The sequence below is a fragment of the Vibrio penaeicida genome, from assembly GCF_030689305.1.
Taxonomy (GTDB): domain Bacteria; phylum Pseudomonadota; class Gammaproteobacteria; order Enterobacterales; family Vibrionaceae; genus Vibrio; species Vibrio penaeicida_B.
The window spans coordinates 91309-111017 of the sequence record NZ_JAUYVM010000010.1 but is presented as its reverse complement, the minus strand read 5'-3'; the positions used below and the strand labels follow the sequence as shown (position 1 = coordinate 111017).

General features: G+C 43.9%; 14 protein-coding genes. 10 read left to right on the top strand and 4 right to left on the bottom strand.

Annotation, left to right across the window (positions count from 1 at the left end; translation table 11 throughout):
- Positions 1-101: 101 nt before the first annotated feature.
- The 9 genes from Q8W40_RS16840 (at position 102) to Q8W40_RS16800 (ending at position 10138) form a co-directional block, all read left to right on the top strand.
- Positions 102-1316, top strand: a complete 1215-nt coding sequence (locus tag Q8W40_RS16840) for an aromatic amino acid transporter (protein ID WP_305398853.1) — start codon at positions 102-104, stop codon at positions 1314-1316.
- A gap of 12 nt (positions 1317-1328) precedes the next feature.
- Entirely contained in the window at positions 1329-1712 is a 384-nt protein-coding gene (locus tag Q8W40_RS16835) for a Rid family detoxifying hydrolase (RefSeq protein WP_305398851.1), read from the top strand.
- Positions 1713-1932: 220 nt separating this feature from the next.
- The gene (gene ovoA / locus Q8W40_RS16830) at positions 1933-4047 is read left to right on the top strand and encodes a 5-histidylcysteine sulfoxide synthase (RefSeq protein WP_305398849.1); all 2115 of its coding nucleotides are present in this window, start codon (positions 1933-1935) and stop codon (positions 4045-4047) included.
- Positions 4048-4264: 217 nt separating this feature from the next.
- Entirely contained in the window at positions 4265-5737 is a 1473-nt protein-coding gene (modF, locus tag Q8W40_RS16825; RefSeq protein ID WP_305398847.1) for a molybdate ABC transporter ATP-binding protein ModF, read from the top strand.
- Between the two features lie 110 nt (positions 5738-5847).
- A complete protein-coding gene (locus tag Q8W40_RS16820) occupies positions 5848-6939 on the top strand; it encodes a PfkB family carbohydrate kinase (RefSeq protein ID WP_305398846.1) in 1092 nt (363 codons plus the stop codon).
- A 10-nt stretch (positions 6940-6949) separates the two neighbouring features.
- Positions 6950-7882 (top strand): pseudouridine-5'-phosphate glycosidase, encoded by a 933-nt coding sequence (locus tag Q8W40_RS16815; protein WP_305398845.1) that lies wholly within the window; start codon positions 6950-6952, stop codon positions 7880-7882.
- 116 nt (positions 7883-7998) lie between these two features.
- Positions 7999-8970: an NlpC/P60 family protein gene (locus tag Q8W40_RS16810; protein WP_101112408.1), complete on the top strand. Its 972-nt coding sequence runs from the start codon at positions 7999-8001 to the stop codon at positions 8968-8970.
- Between the two features lie 25 nt (positions 8971-8995).
- Positions 8996-9472 carry a hypothetical protein gene (locus Q8W40_RS16805; RefSeq protein ID WP_305398844.1) on the top strand — a complete coding sequence of 159 codons (477 nt, stop codon included), beginning with the start codon at positions 8996-8998 and terminating at the stop codon, positions 9470-9472.
- A 204-nt stretch (positions 9473-9676) separates the two neighbouring features.
- Positions 9677-10138, top strand: coding sequence for a hypothetical protein (locus tag Q8W40_RS16800; protein WP_305398843.1), 462 nt, complete (start codon positions 9677-9679; stop codon positions 10136-10138).
- Positions 10139-10204: 66 nt separating this feature from the next.
- On the opposite strand, the gene carB is transcribed toward Q8W40_RS16800, so the two are convergent.
- The 4 genes from carB to secA all read right to left on the bottom strand — a co-directional run bounded on the left by carB (position 10205) and on the right by secA (position 18764).
- Positions 10205-13435, bottom strand: coding sequence for a carbamoyl-phosphate synthase large subunit (carB, locus tag Q8W40_RS16795; RefSeq protein WP_305398841.1), 3231 nt, complete (start codon positions 13433-13435; stop codon positions 10205-10207).
- A 17-nt stretch (positions 13436-13452) separates the two neighbouring features.
- On the bottom strand, positions 13453-14592 hold the full coding sequence (gene carA / locus Q8W40_RS16790; protein ID WP_305398839.1) for a glutamine-hydrolyzing carbamoyl-phosphate synthase small subunit: 1140 nt from the start codon (positions 14590-14592) through the stop codon (positions 13453-13455).
- Between the two features lie 481 nt (positions 14593-15073).
- Positions 15074-15883 (bottom strand): 4-hydroxy-tetrahydrodipicolinate reductase, encoded by an 810-nt coding sequence (dapB, locus tag Q8W40_RS16785; protein WP_305398837.1) that lies wholly within the window; start codon positions 15881-15883, stop codon positions 15074-15076.
- Positions 15884-16040: 157 nt separating this feature from the next.
- The gene (gene secA, locus Q8W40_RS16780) at positions 16041-18764 is read right to left on the bottom strand and encodes a preprotein translocase subunit SecA (protein ID WP_305398835.1); all 2724 of its coding nucleotides are present in this window, start codon (positions 18762-18764) and stop codon (positions 16041-16043) included.
- A gap of 366 nt (positions 18765-19130) precedes the next feature.
- Between secA and Q8W40_RS16775 the strand changes: the two genes are divergently transcribed.
- Positions 19131-19595, top strand: coding sequence for a DUF721 domain-containing protein (locus tag Q8W40_RS16775; RefSeq protein ID WP_305398834.1), 465 nt, complete (start codon positions 19131-19133; stop codon positions 19593-19595).
- The last annotated feature ends 114 nt before the right edge of the window (positions 19596-19709 follow it).

Genomic DNA, 19709 nt, shown 5'->3' with positions numbered 1-19709 from the left:
GGGCGCTTTTTAAGCGCCCTTAATTTTGCAGCATACACCTGATATCTCGGTATCGGGGGAGTATTGCTGTGCCTAGATAAACTGTAATCAGGGATACGATTATGAAAAAATCTCCATCAATTTTGGGTGGCGCATGCATTATTGCAAGCGTCTGCGTCGGCGCTGGAATGCTGGGGCTTCCCAGCGCAGGTGCTGGTGGCTGGACGTCTTGGTCGCTCATTGCTATCACCATTACTATGATCATCATGACACTGTCTGGATGGATGCTACTTGAGGCGTTTAAGCATTACGATCTCAAAGTCTCCTTTAATACAGTGACCAAAGATATGCTTGGCAACAACGTCAATAGGTTAAACAATTTGGCGGTGTATTTTGTCGGTGGCATATTACTTTACGCTTACATCACTTCTTCGGGGCTTATTTTACAAGAAGTCCTCGGAGTGAGCAGCCAATTGGCTTCTATCCTATTTGTATTCATCTTTTCTGGATTTGTTTGGCACTCCACCAGAGCGGTTGATCGAATCTCTGTGATTCTGATTGCGTTCATGGTGCTGAGTTTTGTATTTGGCGTGTCTGGTTTGGTCGCCAAAGTCGACATGTCCATCCTATTCGATAAAGCAGGCGATGAAACCCGTTACGCACCTTATGCGATGGCAATGCTACCCGTGGCACTCACTTCATTTGGTTACCATCATTCCGTGTCTAGCATGAGGCGTTATTACGGCGAAGAGAGGCGAGCGAAATACGCCATTTTAGGGGGGACCATTATCGCCATGTCTCTCTACTTCCTTTGGATAATGAGTATTTATGGCAACCTTCCTAGAAGCGGATTCGGTCCTATTTTGGAGCAATGCGGCAATGTCGATGCTCTTTTGAGTGCCCTTGGTTCGGTTATCGAATCTGAGCGTGTCGCCAATGCGATTAACTCATTTTCAATGGCAGCGATCCTATCGTCATTTATCGGAGTCGGGCTTGGCGTTTTCGACTACCTTGCCGATCTGTTCAATTTTGAAGATGACAAAAAAGGTCGCACAAAGACTTGGGCAGTAACCTTCCTTCCTCCACTTGTTCTATCACTGCTTTTTCCGTTCGGTTTTCTTATTGCGATTGGTTATGCCGGTGCAGCAGCAACATTGTGGGCGTGTATTATTCCCGGCTTGTTGGTGATGAAGTCACGCAGCCGAGAAGATGGACAAGAAGGTTTTAAAGCCCCTGGAGGATTACTCATGGTAGTACTGGTTATCTTCTTTGGTGTCACTACCGCTGTTTTCCATTTTCTCTCTATGTTTAATTTACTCCCCGCATTTACGGGCTAGCAAGGAATTCACATGAAAAAAATTGAAACCAACAACGCCCCTGCGGCAATCGGACCTTATGTTCAAGGTATCGACTTAGGTGGCTTAGTCATGACATCAGGGCAATTGCCTATTAATCCTACAACCAAAAGCATGCCCGAAAGCGCAGCCGAGCAAACCCAACAGAGTTTGAACAACGTGCTTGCGATTCTCGAACAAGCAGGGCTTGACGCATCAAACATTGTTAAAACCACTGTTTTCGTAAAAGACTTAAATGAGTTCAGCAATATTAATGTCGTATATGAGGCATTTTTTGTTCAAAATGGCGCACCATTTCCTGCCCGTTCATGCGTTGAAGTCGCGCGATTACCGATGGACGCCAAAGTAGAAATTGAAGTAATCGCGATACGTTATTGATCTCTTTTTACCCCTATATTTTTACCTTGAACCCTATTTAAGCCGCTGAAATAGCGGCTTATTCCACACTCAAAAAGTGATTCGAATCACACAATCACCTCAGAGCTTGTTTCCTTTTTGCTATTTCCTCGGTCTGTAATGTTTTTGCACTGCAGCTTCCTCTTTATGAACTAGTTTTAATAAAACTGTGTTGGATAGGCTAAACATTGGAGATGTCATCATGGAAAACGACCTGATCAGGGATCATCAAACCATTCTTCTTACAGGAGAAAATGAACAGGATAAAAGGAAAGAGCTCCTCCACTATTTTGATCAAACATGGCGCTTGTATGAGTCTTTGTTTGATGTGATCAACAACGATCAGGCTTATTACAAGAAAGCCGAACCCTTACGCCATCCGCTGATTTTTTATTTTGGTCACACCGCCACGTTTTTTATCAACAAACTGAAACTGGGCAAGATCATCGATCAACGCATCAATACGAACTTTGAATCCATGTTTGCTATTGGTGTGGATGAGATGTCTTGGGATGATCTTGATGAAAAACATTATGATTGGCCATCCGTTGAAGACGTCAGACATTACCGAGATCAAGCCAAACTATTGATCGAAAAAACGATCAACTCTATGCCTTTAAGCCTACCGATCACCCAAGACCAACCCGCTTGGGCAATATTAATGGGCATTGAACATGAACGTATTCACCTAGAAACCTCATCAGTCATCATTCGCCAGCTTCCCCTTGATGATGTCAGCCCTCATCCTATATGGGAAAGCTGCGTAGATACTGGAAGCGCCCCGAAAAACAGCTTAATCAGCATTGCAGGTAATAGCGTGACATTAGGGAAATCCCCAGAAGACGCGACTTATGGTTGGGACAACGAGTTTGGCACGCAAAGTTGCCAAGTAGACGATTTCAAAGCATCGAAATACTTGGTATCAAACCAAGAGTTTATGGAATTTGTTAAAGATGAAGGCTATCAACAACTGCGCTTTTGGAATGAGGAAGGGCAGAGCTGGCTTAACTACACGCAAGCGACCAGGCCTCGATTCTGGCGCAATCAGGAAGGGACTTTTTGGCAGCGTAATCTCACAGAAGAAATCCCCCTACCGTTAGACTGGCCAGTAGAAGTCAACCAGCTAGAAGCCAAAGCCTTCTGTAACTGGAAAGCGGAGAAAGCTCAGGCAAACATCCGGCTTCTCACAGAACCTGAATGGCAATTGTTGAGAGAAAACATCGACCAAGGTTCCCCCATTTGGCATGAAGTTCCCGGAAACTTACAGCTTTCATTTTATGCTTCATCTTGCCCAGTTAATCGCTTTGGGCATAACGGTTTGTTTGACGTTGTGGGTAATGTTTGGCAGCACACTGAAACGCCAATCGACGGATTCAGCGGCTTTGAAGTTCATCCACTTTACGATGATTTCTCTACACCCACCTTTGATGGTAAGCACAACATGATCAAAGGGGGATCATGGATATCCACCGGAAATGAAGCCATTCGCTCATCACGCTACGCGTTTCGTCGCCATTTCTATCAACACGCAGGGTTTCGTTATGTCGAGTCGGATCAAAACCCGCAAGATATGATCTCCATGAACATTTATGAAACCGATGAACTCATTTCCCAGTATCTTGAATTCCATTATGGAAAAGAGTACTTCGATGTACCCAATTTTTGCGTGAATGGCATCGAGCAAGTGATGCAAACTATTCAGCTAAAGCAAAGTGCCCGCGCTTTGGATATTGGTTGCTCTGTTGGACGCGCAACGTTTGAACTCGCGAAGCACTTCGACTACGTGGACGGCATTGATTTCTCAGCACGCTTTATTCAACAAGCTTATGCACTGACTGAGCAAGGTGAGAAACGATATACCATCAAAACAGAGGGAGATTTGGTTGAATTCAAAAGCGTGACACTTGAGCAACTTGGGTATGAAAACCTCGCTAATAAAGTGAATTTCATGCAGGGGGACGCCTGTAACCTCAAACCTCAGTACGCCAATTACGATCTGGTTTACGCATCAAATCTGATAGACCGATTGTCGGACCCTAACGCTTTTCTTACCAGTATTAGCCAGCGGCTAAACCAAGGCGGCTATTTAGTGATTGCCTCGCCCTATACTTGGTTAGAAGAATACACAGATAAGGAAAAGTGGCTGGGTGGCATAAAAGTAAATGGTGAAAACCAAACTACACTGGATGGGTTAACCGACGCGTTAATTGACGAATTTGAACGGATTGCCGTGAAAGAAGTGCCGTTTGTTATCCGTGAAACCAAACGTAAATTCCAACATACGTTGTCTGAAATGAGCATTTGGCGAAAACGTTAACGGCTCAAATCTACTTGTATTGGCACGCCCTGTGGTGTGCCTTTTTTTGTGCGCTTATTTGCTACTCAAAACCTCTCTTACACACTGCTGGAACGCATAAACCACGAATTCGAAGATTAAAAAAAGAACACAAATCGCACAATCGCTACCCAAGTCTAATTTACATTGGAGCGCGGCTTTTTTAAGCTTGTGACATTCATAAAGGCAAGGATGTCATATGCCCATCACATTATCCCAAGTACACACAAACAACTCTCCTCACGCGCTATCAATCAAACATTGGAAAATTGAAAACCAACAGAACTGGGGGATATTCTGTGCCAGAGGCGATATTGGTGAGCAACTTTACCAAGTTCTCACTGGCAGTTGTGAACTTGAATCAGGTAGTTGCGAGCTTGAGTCGGGTAGCTGTGAAAGTACAACAAACCAAATTGCTTATGTTTCTCTCTCCCAGCAACAGGCACTCCTTGAACAAGAGATCGCTGATGACGATACAGACTTTATGGATAAGTTTGATAACGGATCAACGGTAAGCGAATTACTATTGGCTTCAGATCAGCCAAGGAGCGACATTGACCTGCTTGTCGAACAGTTAGATTTAAAGCACCTACTTGATCGTGGTTTTCGTTTGCTTTCAACAGGAGAAACACGTCGGTTAATGCTGGCTCGAGCACTGCTTGAGAAGCCTGATCTTCTCATTTTAGATGAACCTTATACTGGGTTGGATCAAGCACACCGAAAAGCACTCGCTCATTTCCTCCAAGACCTCAGCCAAAAGGTACAACTATTGATTCTGGTTTCACGGGAAAATGAGTTGCCAGAATGGATTGAGCATATTGCGTTGTTCGAAAATGGAAAACTGACCCAAACACTCTCAAGAAAGGAGTGGGAAAGCCATCCCATCATCGCTCAGATCAATGCGCAATCCGAAGCCCAGAGTGAGCAAGTGCTCGATTTGTACAACAAGCATCAACACAAAGTGACCTTTTCTGAACCGCTTGTTGAGCTGGTGAATGGCAAAGTGGAGTACACCGACCAGAAAATATTTAGCGGAGTAAATTGGCAAATTAAGCACCACCAGCATTGGCAAGTTAGAGGACCAAACGGTTGTGGGAAAAGTACGTTGCTGGGGCTGATTTTTGGCGATCACCCTCAATGCTACAGTAACGATATTCGTTTGTTCGATATGAAACGTGGTAACGGTGAAACAGTTTGGGACATTAAGAAACACATCGGAATGGTATCTTCATCGCTGCACTTGCAATACCGTGTAAGTTGCAAAGCCATTGAAGTCGTTTTATCTGGCTTTTACGACTCTATCGGGCTTTATGAATCTCCAAGTAAAAATCAGATTGAAACTGCAAAGGAGTGGCTCGCTATTTTCCAAATGAGCGATATTGCCAATCAGCCTTTTAAAGAGCTCGAATATGGACAACAACGATTGCTGCTTATTGCCCGAGCCTTAATCAAACAACCTGCGCTTCTTATATTGGATGAGCCCTATCAAGGGCTGAATTTTCTGGGCAGAAGACTGGTGGTGAACTCGCTTGAATTAATTGCGAAACATAAACTTAGCCAACTTCTGTTTGTTTCTCACTATGAAGAAGATGCCATTGATAGCATTCAAAATTTCGTTGATTTTGTCCCTAGCGAAGACGGTGAAAGCTATGTTGTCCAAATCACTCAATAAGTGTTTTCGCTCACATAACATACAACGACCAAGACAAATGTATTGACGTTTTTTTACTCACACCTCAACCTAACAAAAGTTAGTTAATCAAACTTTTGTTAGGATTTCTTATGACGGAACGTGAACAGCAAATCTTTCAGTTGATTAAACAAGACCCAATGATCCCCCAGCAAAGTATTGCGGAGAAACTTGGGATCAGCCGAAGTGCCGTGGCTGGGCATATCATGAATATGACAAACAAAGGCATCATCCTAGGGAAGGGGTATATTTTGTCAGAATCTCAATACGCCGTAGTGATCGGCGGTGCAAACATGGACATCTTAGGTCAACCCAAACACACCATGCATCAAGGTGATTCCAATCCTGGCGTCGTTTCATGCTCGCCAGGTGGTGTTGGTCGAAACATTGCCGAAAACATTGCAAGGCTTGGTACAGAAGTGCGTTTAATATCCGTTGTGGGTAACGACACCTATGGGCAATTAATATTAGACAAAACACGCCAAGCAGGTGTTGATGTCTCGTCGGTATTGAAGCTTTCCGATGGTACAACATCCACCTATCTTTCTTTGCTCAATGAAGACGGCGACATGCAGGTTGCCGTTTCAGACATGTCTATCCTTGAGCGTTTAACGATTGAATCGCTAGAGCCTCACCTTGAAACCATTAAGCGAGCGGAAGTAATCGTCATCGATACCAATTTGAGTGAGTCATTGCTCGAATACATCTTCAGCCAGTTTTCCGATAAGCCGATATTTGTCGATACGGTGTCCAGTACCAAAGCGGTAAAAATCAAACCCTATTTAAACCAGATCCACACACTCAAACCTAACATCAAAGAAGCGCAATCTTTGTCTGATCTGCCTTATCACAATCAAGAAGATCTCAGCTCGATTGCCGACTGGTTCCTCAATCAAGGGACCCAGCAAATCTTTTTAAGCCTTGGGGCGGAAGGGGTGTTCTATAAAGATCATCAACGTACCCAGCTTTTCCCAACCGTGAGTGCTCGTATTGAAAATGCCAATGGTGCTGGAGATGCTTTCTTGGCTGGGTTAGCGCACAGCTTCATCAATAAATGGTCGGTAGAAAAAAGCGGCGAGTACGCCATGGCAGCCGCCAGCGTTGCGCTTTCTGATGTCGCAACCATCAACCCAAACTTTTCAGACAGCGCAATTCAGCGTGTATTAAATGAGACCGAATGTTAAAGGACACAATATGTTAACTCAGTATTTGGATGTAGCGCCTGAAGTCGCCCAAGCGCTCAAAGCAGGTCAACCCGTTGTTGCGTTGGAATCGACCATCATTTCTCATGGTATGCCCTACCCCCAAAACGTCGAGACCGCCCTTAAAGTGGAACAAACGGTTCGTGATAATGGCGCTGTTCCCGCCACTATTGCCATCCTAAAAGGGCGATTGAAAGTTGGGATGTCTCAAGATGAAATTGAATATCTAGGCAAAGCTGGGCAAAACGTTATCAAAACCAGCCGCCGAGATATTCCGTTTATTGTCGCCAAAGAAGAAGATGGCGCGACTACCGTTGCTTCTACTATGATCCTTGCTGCCATGGCTGGAATCAAAGTATTCGCGACTGGGGGAATTGGAGGTGTGCACCGTGGTGCGGAAACCTCTTACGACGTATCAGCCGACCTCCAAGAGCTTGCCAATACCAACGTAGCCGTTGTGTGCGCTGGGGCAAAATCCATTTTGGATATCGGTTTAACACTGGAATACTTAGAAACGCATGGTGTGCCCGTCATTGGATACCAAACAGAAACCCTCCCTGCATTTTATACACGAGAAAGCGAGTTCCAAGTCGACTACCGCCTAGATTCCCCAACTCAAATTGCTACCGCTTTAAAAGCAAAGTGGGATTTAGGGCTGGACGGTGGCGCTGTAATCGCAAACCCAATTCCAGAGCAATACGCGATGAATAAAGCGGAGATTGATCAGGTGATAGCGAGCGCTATCGAAGAGATGGATGCAAAAGGTATTAAAGGAAAAGACTCTACACCATTCCTTCTTGCAAAAGTCGCCGAAAAAACCGCAGGTAACAGCCTCGCTTCTAACATTCAGCTAGTGTTTAACAATGCGAAATTGGCGGCCGAGGTGGCTGTAAAATTAGCAACCAATCAACACTTATGTAACTGATTCTAAAATCAATATTCATTTATCTTTAGAACACCCCGCAAATAACTTCAATTCGTTTGAATTGTCTATCTGTACAGATATCCTCCGAGGATATTTTCAATTTCTCGGAGGATAGAGTGTATAACAAGTTACTAAAAACTGGAGCAAGTGGGCGCGAAGTTGTTTCACTTCAGTTTTATCTCAATAAAATTTTGATGCCCACAACTCCAACGTTACTTGATGGAAAGTTTGGTTCAGGTACGAAGAAATTAGTCAAAAAATACCAAGCGCAGTTTGGTCTTTTCACAGACGGAGAAGTAGGTTCAAAAACTTGGGAATCCATAAAACTCCAAAACACAAAAAAAGCATACAGAAAGCCACTCAAGTTCAGCAACAAATGTGTTGATATTGCTCACTTACAAAATGCGCTAAACAAACTCCTAAATCTCAGCCCCAAAATGTCACTTGACGGGCGGTTTGGCCCAGATACTGATCGCTATGTTCGTGAGTTTCAAGCTCGTCTATCGCTTGGTATAGATGGAATAGTTGGAAGGGATACTTGGCTAACGATAGAACAGCTATTGACTAATAAAATAGCAATAATGACTTTGAACTTTATTCAAAATTCAATGCACGACCTTCGTAAATTACTTGTTCGAAGAGGGGATACACCGTGGATAAATGTCGCCGAAAAGGAGAAAGATCCAAAGATAAGTAAAGAAATAAAAGGACCGAAGCATAACCCACGAATAATCGAGTACCATTCTACGACAACGCTCAGAGCTCAAACCGATGAAATCCCATGGTGCTCTTCATTTGTTAATTGGGTCATGATCAAGTCTGGTTATAAGGGTACAAATTCTGCAGCAGCGATCAGCTGGTTAAAATGGGGAAAGAAAGCTGCATCGACGCCTGGTTCTATTGTTGTTATTTACAATTCTAATGCAGCAAATTCAAACTTAACGCGTTCCGGAAACCACGTAGGGTTCCTAATTAGTGAAAATGATCAGTACTTTGAAATACTAGGTGGAAATCAAAGAGATCAAGTAAAAATAAGTTTTTACCCGAAGAGTAAGTGGAAAGTACGAGGTTACCGTCTGCCTAGCTAGCCTTTATCAAAACAGGAATCTATTAATGCTGAACGTAATTTTTATAGCCATAGCGTTTTCGGCAGCTATGGTAACAAATACCGGAAATATGTCCCCTCATAAAGCAGTAATTGCTGATGCAAATCACCGATGCGAAGGTTTTGTGGAATTTTGGTACAACTTAAAACCACACATAGAGAACCGAGACTACAACGCTATCGCTGATCATACGCAATTTCCGTTTACGGTTCAGGGTATAGCTGATTTCATTGCGCATAAGAAAGTATATAGAGAAGAATTTAGTGGAGTACTTAACGATATTCTTAATGACATACAGTCCGATAGCTCTGATGCTTTTGACTCTAAAGTAACAACCACGTACCAAATACTTCTAAAAGCTACCCCAATAAAAGGACAGCATTCTGTATGTCAAGGTGAATATGCAAGTATAGGGGATTTGGAGTTTAAGAAGATCGATGGTAGGTGGTATCTGTACGCAGGGTATCTATCAACTCTTGAATAGTTCATCCCTTAAAATCTATATTGTTAACCAATAAAAATCCCCACATATTTTCAAAACGGGGGTTTTCGCTCAATTATTTTCAACTACAGACACTCATATATGGAAATCACCAAAGTTCTATTGGTGCTTCAATTAGCTTTGCAGGCAGCGCTAGCTCAGGAACAGTTAAATCACTCGCTATTGGTATCCAAGAGGAACTAAAGTTTGAGTGATGAAAAACATATCCATCTGACGATTAAAAGTATCGCTTCCGCACTTTCAGTTATCCTCCTTCTTATCATTGGAGGATCGCTAACGATGTCGCTTATTGAAGCAACTTTTAGTGTTGGTGAGAGATTTGGTTATTTTTACTATTGGGTCGTAATGATGGGTACAGCAATAATGCTTGTCTGCATCCCAAATGGCATGATGATAATTCATGGCTTAAAGTTTTTTAGTCAAGTTAACCAGTACAATTGCTACTTTCAATTGGTCACAGCACTTGTTTTATTTAAAACCGGACCAATTTGGTTCTATATATCTTTATCAAATGTTGCCATCCCACTGTTATGTTTTATCTTATTGCGCGGAAAGGCCTACAAAAACTTTGTCGAGTTCTACTACGTATTACAGAGCAATCGTCGACAAGAACGAAGAAGGTTAAAAGAGCTCACCAAGCACAGATAGTCATCACATCAGACAACAAAAAGCCCGCTCATTGAGCGGGCTTCCTTTTATCGTTAGAAATGGCGATTAAGCTAAGCTTTCTTTCACTTTAGCGTGCAATTCCTGAACTGACGTTACGCTTGTTTTCGCATCGGCTGTATGTGCCATACAGGTTGCAAATGCCGCGTTTAGCGTTGTCGTGTAGTTCACTTTTTCTGCTAGAGCACCACGACGAAGTACTTTCGAATCTTCAATCGCTTGACGACCAGCAGCCGTGTTCACGATGTAGGTGTACTCGTTATTCTTGATACGGTCAAGAATATGAGGACGACCTTCATGTACCTTGTTTACCAAACGAGGGTTGATACCCGCTTCACCAAGGATAACCGCTGTGCCGTGAGTTGCGTCTAGCTGGTAACCAAGCTTAGAAAGCTTAGATGCTAGGTCAACAACACGTTCTTTGTCGCCTTCACGAACGGAAAGAAGTGCACGGCCACCTTCTGGGTAAATGTTGCCACAGCCCAATTCGGCTTTCGAGTATGCTTCTGCGAACGTCGCACCCACACCCATTACTTCACCAGTAGAGCGCATTTCTGGGCCTAATAGTGGGTCTACACCAGGGAATTTGTTGAATGGAAGTACCACTTCTTTCACTGAGTAGTATGGTGGGATGATTTCTTTCGTGAAGCCTTGAGACTCAAGAGATTGACCCGCCATTACACGTGCTGCAATCTTAGCGATTGGCGCGCCAGTTGCTTTCGATACGAACGGCACAGTACGAGCTGCACGAGGGTTAACCTCGATTAGGTATACTTGGTTGTTCTTAACCGCAAACTGCGTGTTCATTAGACCGCGAACACCCAATTCGAACGCTAGCTTTTCTACTTGCTCACGCATGACGTCTTGGATTTCTTGGCTTAGTGTGTAAGCAGGAAGAGAACATGCTGAGTCACCTGAGTGAACACCCGCTTGTTCGATGTGCTCCATGATACCGCCGATAACAACGCGCTCACCGTCACAAATCGCATCTACGTCTACTTCAACAGCGTCATCTAGGAAGCTATCCAGTAGTACTGGAGATTCGTTTGAAACGCTGACTGCTTCGTTGAAGTAGCGGCGCAAGTCTTGCTCGTCGTATACGATTTCCATCGCACGGCCACCCAGTACGTAAGAAGGACGTACAACCAATGGGAAGCCGATTTCGCGAGATTTCTCAACCGCGTGATCCATAGTAGTCACGGTCGCATTCTGTGGTTGTAGAAGACCAAGACGGTCTACAGCAACTTGGAAACGCTCACGGTCTTCAGCACGGTCGATAGCGTCTGGGCTTGTACCGATAATTGGCACACCAGCAGCTTCAAGAGCACGAGCCAATTTCAGTGGTGTTTGGCCACCATACTGAACAATCACGCCTTTTGGTTTTTCAACACGAGCGATTGCTAGAACATCTTCCAAAGTAACTGGCTCAAAGTACAGACGATCTGACGTGTCGTAATCGGTAGAAACAGTTTCAGGGTTACAGTTCACCATGATGGTTTCGTAACCGTCTTCACGCAATGCTAGCGACGCATGTACACAACAGTAATCAAACTCAATACCTTGACCGATACGGTTAGGACCGCCACCTAGAACCATGATTTTGTCATTGTCTGTAGGCTGTGCTTCACACTCTTCATCGTAAGATGAGTACATGTAAGCCGTGTCTGATGAGAATTCAGCAGCACACGTATCAACACGCTTGTACACTGGGTGGATATCATATTGGTCACGTAGGCGACGAATTTCGCTTTCAGACACACCTAGTAAGCTTGATAGACGCGCATCGGCGAAACCTTTACGCTTCATTTTGCTTAGTACTTCTTGAGTAAGACCAGCAAAACCGCCCACTTTCACTTCGTTCTCTAGTTTCACTAGTTCTTCAATTTGAACTAAGAACCAACGATCGATTTGAGTTAGGTTGAACACACCATCAACGGATAACCCGGCACGGAATGCATCTGCAATGTACCAAATTCGTTCTGCACCCGCCTCTTTAAGCTCGTGGCGAATTTTCGATAGTGCGTCAGGCGCGTCCAGATCAACCATTTCATCGAAACCATTTGCACCTACTTCCAAGCCACGCAGTGCCTTTTGTAGAGATTCTTGCTGGTTACGACCAATTGCCATCACTTCACCGACTGACTTCATTTGAGTCGTCAGACGGTCATTGGCTCCTGCAAATTTTTCGAAGTTGAAACGAGGAATCTTAGTGACAACGTAGTCGATAGTTGGTTCGAATGACGCTGGAGTTGCACCGCCCGTGATGTCGTTCATTAGCTCATCAAGAGTGAAACCAACCGCAAGCTTCGCTGCGATTTTCGCGATTGGGAAACCCGTCGCTTTAGACGCAAGAGCAGAAGAACGAGATACACGTGGGTTCATCTCGATGATAACCATACGGCCATCTTTCGGGTTGATACCAAACTGTACGTTTGAGCCACCCGTTTCGACACCTATTTCACGCAGTACCGCTAATGAAGCGTTACGCATAAGTTGGTATTCTTTGTCTGTCAGCGTTTGAGCTGGAGCTACGGTGATTGAATCACCCGTGTGAATACCCATTGGGTCGAAGTTTTCGATTGCACATACAATGATACAGTTGTCTGCTTTATCGCGAACAACTTCCATTTCGTATTCTTTCCAACCGATTAGAGATTCGTCGATAAGAAGCTCGTTGGTTGGAGACAAGTCCAAACCACGGCGACAAATTTCTTCAAACTCTTCTTTGTTGTATGCGATGCCACCGCCAGTACCACCCATGGTAAACGATGGACGAATGATACAAGGGAAGCCAACCATGTCTAAAACTTTGTAAGCTTCTTCCATGTTTTTTGCAGTATCAGCAGTTGGACACTCAAGACCAATGGATTTCATCGCTTTATCGAAGCGTGAACGGTCTTCTGCTTTATCAATTGCATCTGCCGTTGCGCCAATCATCTCAACGCCAAATTCTTCAAGAACACCGTGTTTCTCTAGATCTAGAGCACAGTTTAATGCAGTTTGACCACCCATGGTTGGTAGAACCGCATCAGGCTTCTCTTTAGCAATGATATTACGAACAACTTCCCATTGAATTGGCTCGATGTAAGTTGCATCCGCCATTTCAGGGTCTGTCATGATGGTTGCTGGGTTTGAGTTAACCAAAATAACTCGGTAGCCTTCTTCACGAAGTGCTTTACATGCTTGAGCACCAGAGTAGTCAAACTCACATGCCTGACCGATAACGATCGGACCAGCGCCCAGAATAAGAATACTTTGTATGTCAGTACGTTTTGGCATTTTCTCTCTACTCCAAATTACGCTGAGTGCTGTTTAATGAGTTCGATAAAGTGATCAAATAGTGGCGCGGCATCATGTGGACCAGGGCTTGCTTCTGGGTGCCCTTGGAAACTAAATGCTGGCTTATCTGTGCGATGAATACCTTGTAGAGAACCATCGAACAGTGATTTATGCGTCGCGCGAAGGTTTTCTGGCAATGTCTCTTCATCCGCTGCAAAACCGTGGTTTTGAGAAGTGATCATAACCACATTGCGATCCAAATCTTTCACTGGGTGGTTTGCACCGTGGTGACCAAACTTCATTTTCACAGTTTGTGCACCAGACGCCAGTGCCAAGATTTGGTGTCCAAGACAGATACCAAAAATTGGAAGGCCTTTATCAAGGAAAACTTTAGTTGCTTCAATTGCGTAAGTACATGGCTCTGGGTCACCAGGTCCATTAGATAAGAATACGCCATCAGGGTTAAGAGCAAGCACGTCTTCTGCTGATGTTTCAGCAGGCACAACCGTTAAGCGGCAACCGCGGTCGACGAGCATACGCAAGATGTTACGCTTTGCGCCGAAGTCGTAGGCAACAACGTGATATGGCAATTCAGCATCGCCTTTCGCTTCCGGAAGACCTCCCGTGAGCGTCCACGAACCTTGCTTCCATTGGTACGCTTCTTTTGTTGTAACTTCTTTCGCAAGATCCATACCTTTCAAACCAGGGAACTCTTTTGCTTTAGCAAGAGCCAAAGCTTCATCAAGGCTATTGCCGGCTACAACACAGCCATTTTGAGCACCTTTTTCACGGAGAATACGAGTTAGCTTGCGCGTATCAATATCGGCGATGCCAACAATATTTTGTGATTTAAGGTAATCAGAAAGAGATTGTTCGTTACGGAAATTTGAAGCGATAAGAGGGAGATCGCGAATCACAAGGCCTTGTGCATGAATTGAAGAAGATTCTTCGTCTTCGGAATTGGTTCCGGTATTGCCAATGTGAGGATAAGTAAGAGTAACGATTTGTTGAGAATAGGAAGGATCAGTGAGGATTTCTTGGTACCCCGTCATCGAGGTGTTAAAGACGACTTCACCAACAGCTGAGCCATCTGCTCCAATGGATTGTCCATGGAACACAGTCCCATCTTCTAGGACTAACAGTGCTGACTTACTCAAGGCAACCTCCAGAATAAAAATGCATTAACAGTGTATTTAATTGCAAACTCAGCCCTAAATTCGTTATAAAAACGCGCTTTTGGGGAATTTAGACAAATTGGCGGTATTCTAGTGATCACTGTGATTTGTGTCAACATTCTCAGTAAAAGAAATTTATCATTTGTTCGCCAAAACACATTAACTGGTGCAAAAGCCATATAAACCTAACTTATCTTCCTACAGCAATGCTCCAAATGGGTATTGTTCATTAAAAACACCCTTCTTTAGTAATAAATATAGGAAAATTGGTCACATGGAAAAAGCAAACGATAATATATTACCAGTTAATGTTCTTTTTAAGTCATTAAGGCGAAAATTAAGCTTAAGAGGCTCAAACTATAAGATTAATACCCGTAAAACTGGCGTAAAATTTGAGCTTATTTTGCAGAGTAGAGATGAAATGAGGTTATGCGCCAGAAGGCTCTAGCGCATAAATATTTAATTAAAGCTCATTCAGACCAAGAACATCGGTCATCGTGTAGAAGCCAGCAGGTTTTGATGCCAACCAAACCGCTGCTTTTACGGCACCATTGGCAAATGTCATGCGGTCGGTCGCTTTATGAGTAATTTCAACACGCTCACCAATATCTGCAAACATTGCTGTATGTTCACCAACAATATCGCCAGCACGGATGGTAGCAAAACCGATTTCATCTTTAGTGCGCTCACCAGTAATACCCTCACGAGCATAAACTGCAACATCACTTAGCTGATTTCCCATCGCCCCAGCAATTGCCTCTCCCATACCTATAGCAGTACCAGAAGGTGCATCGACTTTATGGCGATGATGCGCTTCAACAATTTCGACATCACAGTAATCACCCATAACTTTTGCTGCTTTCTCTAACAGCTTAAAAACTAGGTTTACACCAACGCTGTAGTTTGGCGCCATAACGATAGAGATATTTTTTGCCGCTTCATCGATCTGCGCTCGCTCTTCATCTGAAAAACCCGTCGTACCAATAACGATTTGCTTCCCATACTTCTTACAAAGTTCGATGTTAGCTAAAGTGCTCACTGGGGCTGTAAAATCAATGATGACATCAAATTCTTCAACCGCTTTGGCAAAGTCATCGACTAAAGCGACTTCGAAACGACCTTCGCCGCACAATTCGCCTGCATCAACGCCGATAAGAGAAGATTCTGGTCTTTCAGAGGCTGCGCCAAGTCGCGCATCAGAATTCAGGTGGGTGGCCTTCACCAAGTTGCGGCCCATACGGCCTGCTGCTCCTGCAATCGCAATTTTTACCATTGCGTAAGTTCTCCATTTGTTACGATGTGATCAATGTAACGTAAAGGCTCGAAAGTTACCACAGTTAAACAAGGTTTATTCTTTGTACAAGACAGCAGAGTAAGAAGATACAAAAAGAGCCGCGACTGCGGCTCTTTTGGGAGAAGGGGGAAAAGAATCAAATCTTACCGTGGCACTGTTTAAACTTCTTACCACTACCACATGGGCAAGGTTCGTTGCGCCCAACTTTGCGCTCTTCACGTTGAGTAGGTTGTTGACTAGCTTCTTCTTGCTCACCATCAGAAAGCGGGTTTTCAGCTTGTTGATGCTGGAACTGCTGACGTCGCGCAGCTTCTTCCGCCTGTGCACGACGTTGAGCTTCCATACGCTCAACTTCTTCTTCCTGTTGAACGCGAACTTTGCTGAGCACAGTAATCACATCAATTTTGAGTGAGTCCAGCAAGCCTTCGAACAATTCAAACGACTCACGTTTGTATTCTTGTTTCGGGTTCTTCTGTGCATAGCCACGCAAATGAATACCTTGGCGCAGGTGATCCATCGCAGCAAGGTGTTCTTTCCAAAGTGTATCAAGAGTCTGTAGCATCACGGACTTTTCAAAGTTACGTAGGATATTCTCTCCCACCACTTTTTCTTTCTCTTTGTATGTTTCAACAGCAGTATCAAGAATCTTCTCGCGAAGTGCTTCTTCATATAACTTGTCGTCTTCATCAAGCCAAGCTTGGAGCGGCATGGTTAAATCAAAATCTGCTTTTAAGCGATCTTCAAGACCTTTCACATCCCACATATCTTCTAGAGACTGAGGCGGGATGTATTCACTAATTACGCTGTCGAATACATCTGTACGGTTTTGTTCAATCATGTCGCTGATGTCGTCAGCACTCATGAGTTCGTCACGCAACTCGTAGACAACTTTACGTTGGTCGTTAGCAACGTCATCGAATTCAAGAAGCTGCTTACGAATATCGAAGTTACGACCTTCGACTTTACGCTGCGCTTTCTCGATAGAACGCGACAACATTTTACTTTCAATCGCTTCACCTTCTTCCATACCACTTTGGATAAGGCTCGCCATACGGTCAGAAGTAAAGATACGCAGCAGTGAGTCTTCCATCGATAGGTAGAAGCGCGATGAACCCGCATCCCCTTGACGACCAGAACGACCACGCAGCTGGTTATCAATACGGCGAGATTCATGGCGCTCAGTACCGATGATATGTAAACCACCCGCTTCAAGTACTATGTCGTGTACTTCTTTCCAATCGGCTTTAACTTGGTCTATCTGCTCTTGAGAAGGGTTGTCCAATTGCTCCAGCTTCGCTTGCCAGCTACCACCTAATACGATATCAGTACCACGACCCGCCATGTTGGTTGCAATGGTAACCGCACCTGGAGTACCGGCTTGAGCAACAATTTCCGCTTCTTTTTCGTGGAACTTAGCATTCAGTACGTTGTGTTTAACCTTGGCACTCTTCAGCGCATTTGAAAGAAGCTCCGACTTTTCAATAGATACTGTACCAACCAAAGATGGTTGGCCTTTTGCAGTACGTTCTTTGATGTCCTCAATGATGGCATTGAACTTCTCGGTTTCTGTGCGGTATACCACATCTGGCATATCATCACGGATCATTGGTTTGTTGGTTGGAATAACTACCGTTTCCAGACCATAAATTGACTGGAACTCAAACGCTTCAGTATCCGCAGTACCTGTCATACCCGAAAGTTTTTCGTATAGACGGAAGAAATTCTGGAATGTGATAGACGCAAGGGTCTGGTTTTCATTCTGAATTTTAACGCCTTCTTTTGCTTCTACCGCTTGATGCAGACCTTCAGACCAACGACGACCAGGCATTGTACGACCCGTATGCTCATCGACAATCACAACCTCATCATCTTCATTAACGATGTAGTCTACATTGCGCTCAAATAAAACATGCGCACGCAACGCTGCATTTACATGGTGAAGTAGGCTTATATTGGTTGGAGAGTAAAGCGTATCGCCTTCTTCCATCAAACCATTCTTAATCATCAACTCTTCAACAAATTCCTGACCATTTTCAGTCAGGTGAACCTGCTTGGATTTTTCATCCAGAGTGTAGTGTCCATCACCACGGTATTCTTCTGTGTCTTCCTTCTCTTGGCGAACAAGGTTGGGAATCAGAGTGTTAATCTGAGTATAAAGATCCGAACTATCTTCAGCTGGACCAGAGATGATTAGCGGCGTACGAGCTTCATCAATAAGGATGGAATCCACCTCATCGACAACGGCAAAGAAACGCTCTCGCTGAACACGGTCTTCGTCTCTGAAAGCCATGTTGTCGCGTAAATAATCGAAACCAAACTCGTTATTCGTTCCGTAAAGAATATCCGCTTGATAGGCTTCTTTTTTTGCTAAAGGAGGCATATTCGGTACGTTAACGCCAACCGTCATACCAAGGAATTCGAAAAGTGGGCGGTTTGTTTCTGCATCACGAGATGCTAAGTAATCATTCACCGTTACAATGTGCACCCCCTTACTAGGAAGAGCGTTAAGGTAAGCTGGAAGAGTTGCGGTTAAGGTTTTACCTTCACCTGTACGCATTTCAGCAATCTGACCATTGTTAAGGACCATACCGCCTATGAGCTGTACGTCGAAATGACGCATGCCAAAAACACGCTTAGATGCTTCTCGTACGGTTGCAAATGCTTCCGGAAGTAAACTATCTAGAGAATCGCCTTTTTCTAGGCGCTCGCGAAACTCTACCGTTTTCGCTTTCAGTTCTTCATCAGATAATGTTTCAAATTCTGGTTCGTAATTATTAATTTCTTTGACTATTTTTCGCAGACGACGCAGAGTTCGATCGTTGCGGCTGCCAATTACTTTTGTCAGTAGCTTAGTTATCATTTTCAGTGAATCTCTCTGTTTAGATCGTGCTCGATCTATCCTTGTAACTTTCAGTCTCTACCAGTTCCAAACTAAGAATACTGAGATACATCATGTTTGTAAGAATATTGAGGCGGCACCTTTGATTTTCAAGCGCCAATCTTAATTTTCAAATTTGCCTCGTATATTAAGTGATTATCAAATTAACGACCATGGCTATTAGCAATTGTTTGAGACAGGTTTAGAAATTTTCGATGTTCGGACAATAATCCCTCAGAAATTTTAGACGCAGAGGCAGAAACTTACCCAAAGGCTTGGTATTCAAAGGTCACTGCTCTACACTCTCGAGTTAAGGAAGTCTCGGAATACAGTAGTGAGGAGATGGCTATGCGCGATCACAGACCGACACTGACAAATGATCTGCTTGAATCTCAGCAGCTCAGTAAAATTCAAGAACATGCTAAGCAGATCAATGAACTAAACAAGCTATTAAAATCGCTATTACCCGCAAGCTTACTGGAGCATTGTCGAGCGGCTAATATAAAGGATAACCACTTGGTCATCGAAGTTGCTAGCGCTTCCGTACAAATGAAACTGAATTATGATCGTTTGCACTTATTGACTCAGCTTCGCCAACAAGGGTACGCAAAACTAATGGGCGTTCAAATTCGAATAAACCCGTCACTTTACCGAGGGCAAGATATGTCCGATCCGGATCCAGAATGGCAGGAAGTTCCTGTTTCAGAGGTGGCAGCAGAGTTCTTAATTGCAACAGCAAATATGCCCAATGCAACACCAAAGGTGAAGCAAAGGCTAGAAAACATTGCAAAATTAGCGAAAAAGAAAAAGTAACCTAACCCTAGAAATAAGAAAACTTGAGAAATAAGAAAATTGGCAGCAAGTAAATTCTGTTTTTCAAAAACAAAAAAACCAGACTAATGTCTGGTTTTTTTAATTCTTTATGTT

Coding starts and splice junctions, on each gene's coding strand:
- Q8W40_RS16840 (WP_305398853.1), top strand. CDS start 102: ATGAAAAAATCTCCATCAATTTTGGGTGGCGCATGCATTATTGCAAGC.
- Q8W40_RS16835 (WP_305398851.1), top strand. CDS start 1,329: ATGAAAAAAATTGAAACCAACAACGCCCCTGCGGCAATCGGACCTTAT.
- ovoA (WP_305398849.1), top strand. CDS start 1,933: ATGGAAAACGACCTGATCAGGGATCATCAAACCATTCTTCTTACAGGA.
- modF (WP_305398847.1), top strand. CDS start 4,265: ATGCCCATCACATTATCCCAAGTACACACAAACAACTCTCCTCACGCG.
- Q8W40_RS16820 (WP_305398846.1), top strand. CDS start 5,848: ATGACGGAACGTGAACAGCAAATCTTTCAGTTGATTAAACAAGACCCA.
- Q8W40_RS16815 (WP_305398845.1), top strand. CDS start 6,950: ATGTTAACTCAGTATTTGGATGTAGCGCCTGAAGTCGCCCAAGCGCTC.
- Q8W40_RS16805 (WP_305398844.1), top strand. CDS start 8,996: ATGCTGAACGTAATTTTTATAGCCATAGCGTTTTCGGCAGCTATGGTA.
- carB (WP_305398841.1), bottom strand. CDS start 13,435: ATGCCAAAACGTACTGACATACAAAGTATTCTTATTCTGGGCGCTGGT.
- dapB (WP_305398837.1), bottom strand. CDS start 15,883: ATGGTAAAAATTGCGATTGCAGGAGCAGCAGGCCGTATGGGCCGCAAC.
- secA (WP_305398835.1), bottom strand. CDS start 18,764: ATGATAACTAAGCTACTGACAAAAGTAATTGGCAGCCGCAACGATCGA.
- Q8W40_RS16775 (WP_305398834.1), top strand. CDS start 19,131: ATGCGCGATCACAGACCGACACTGACAAATGATCTGCTTGAATCTCAG.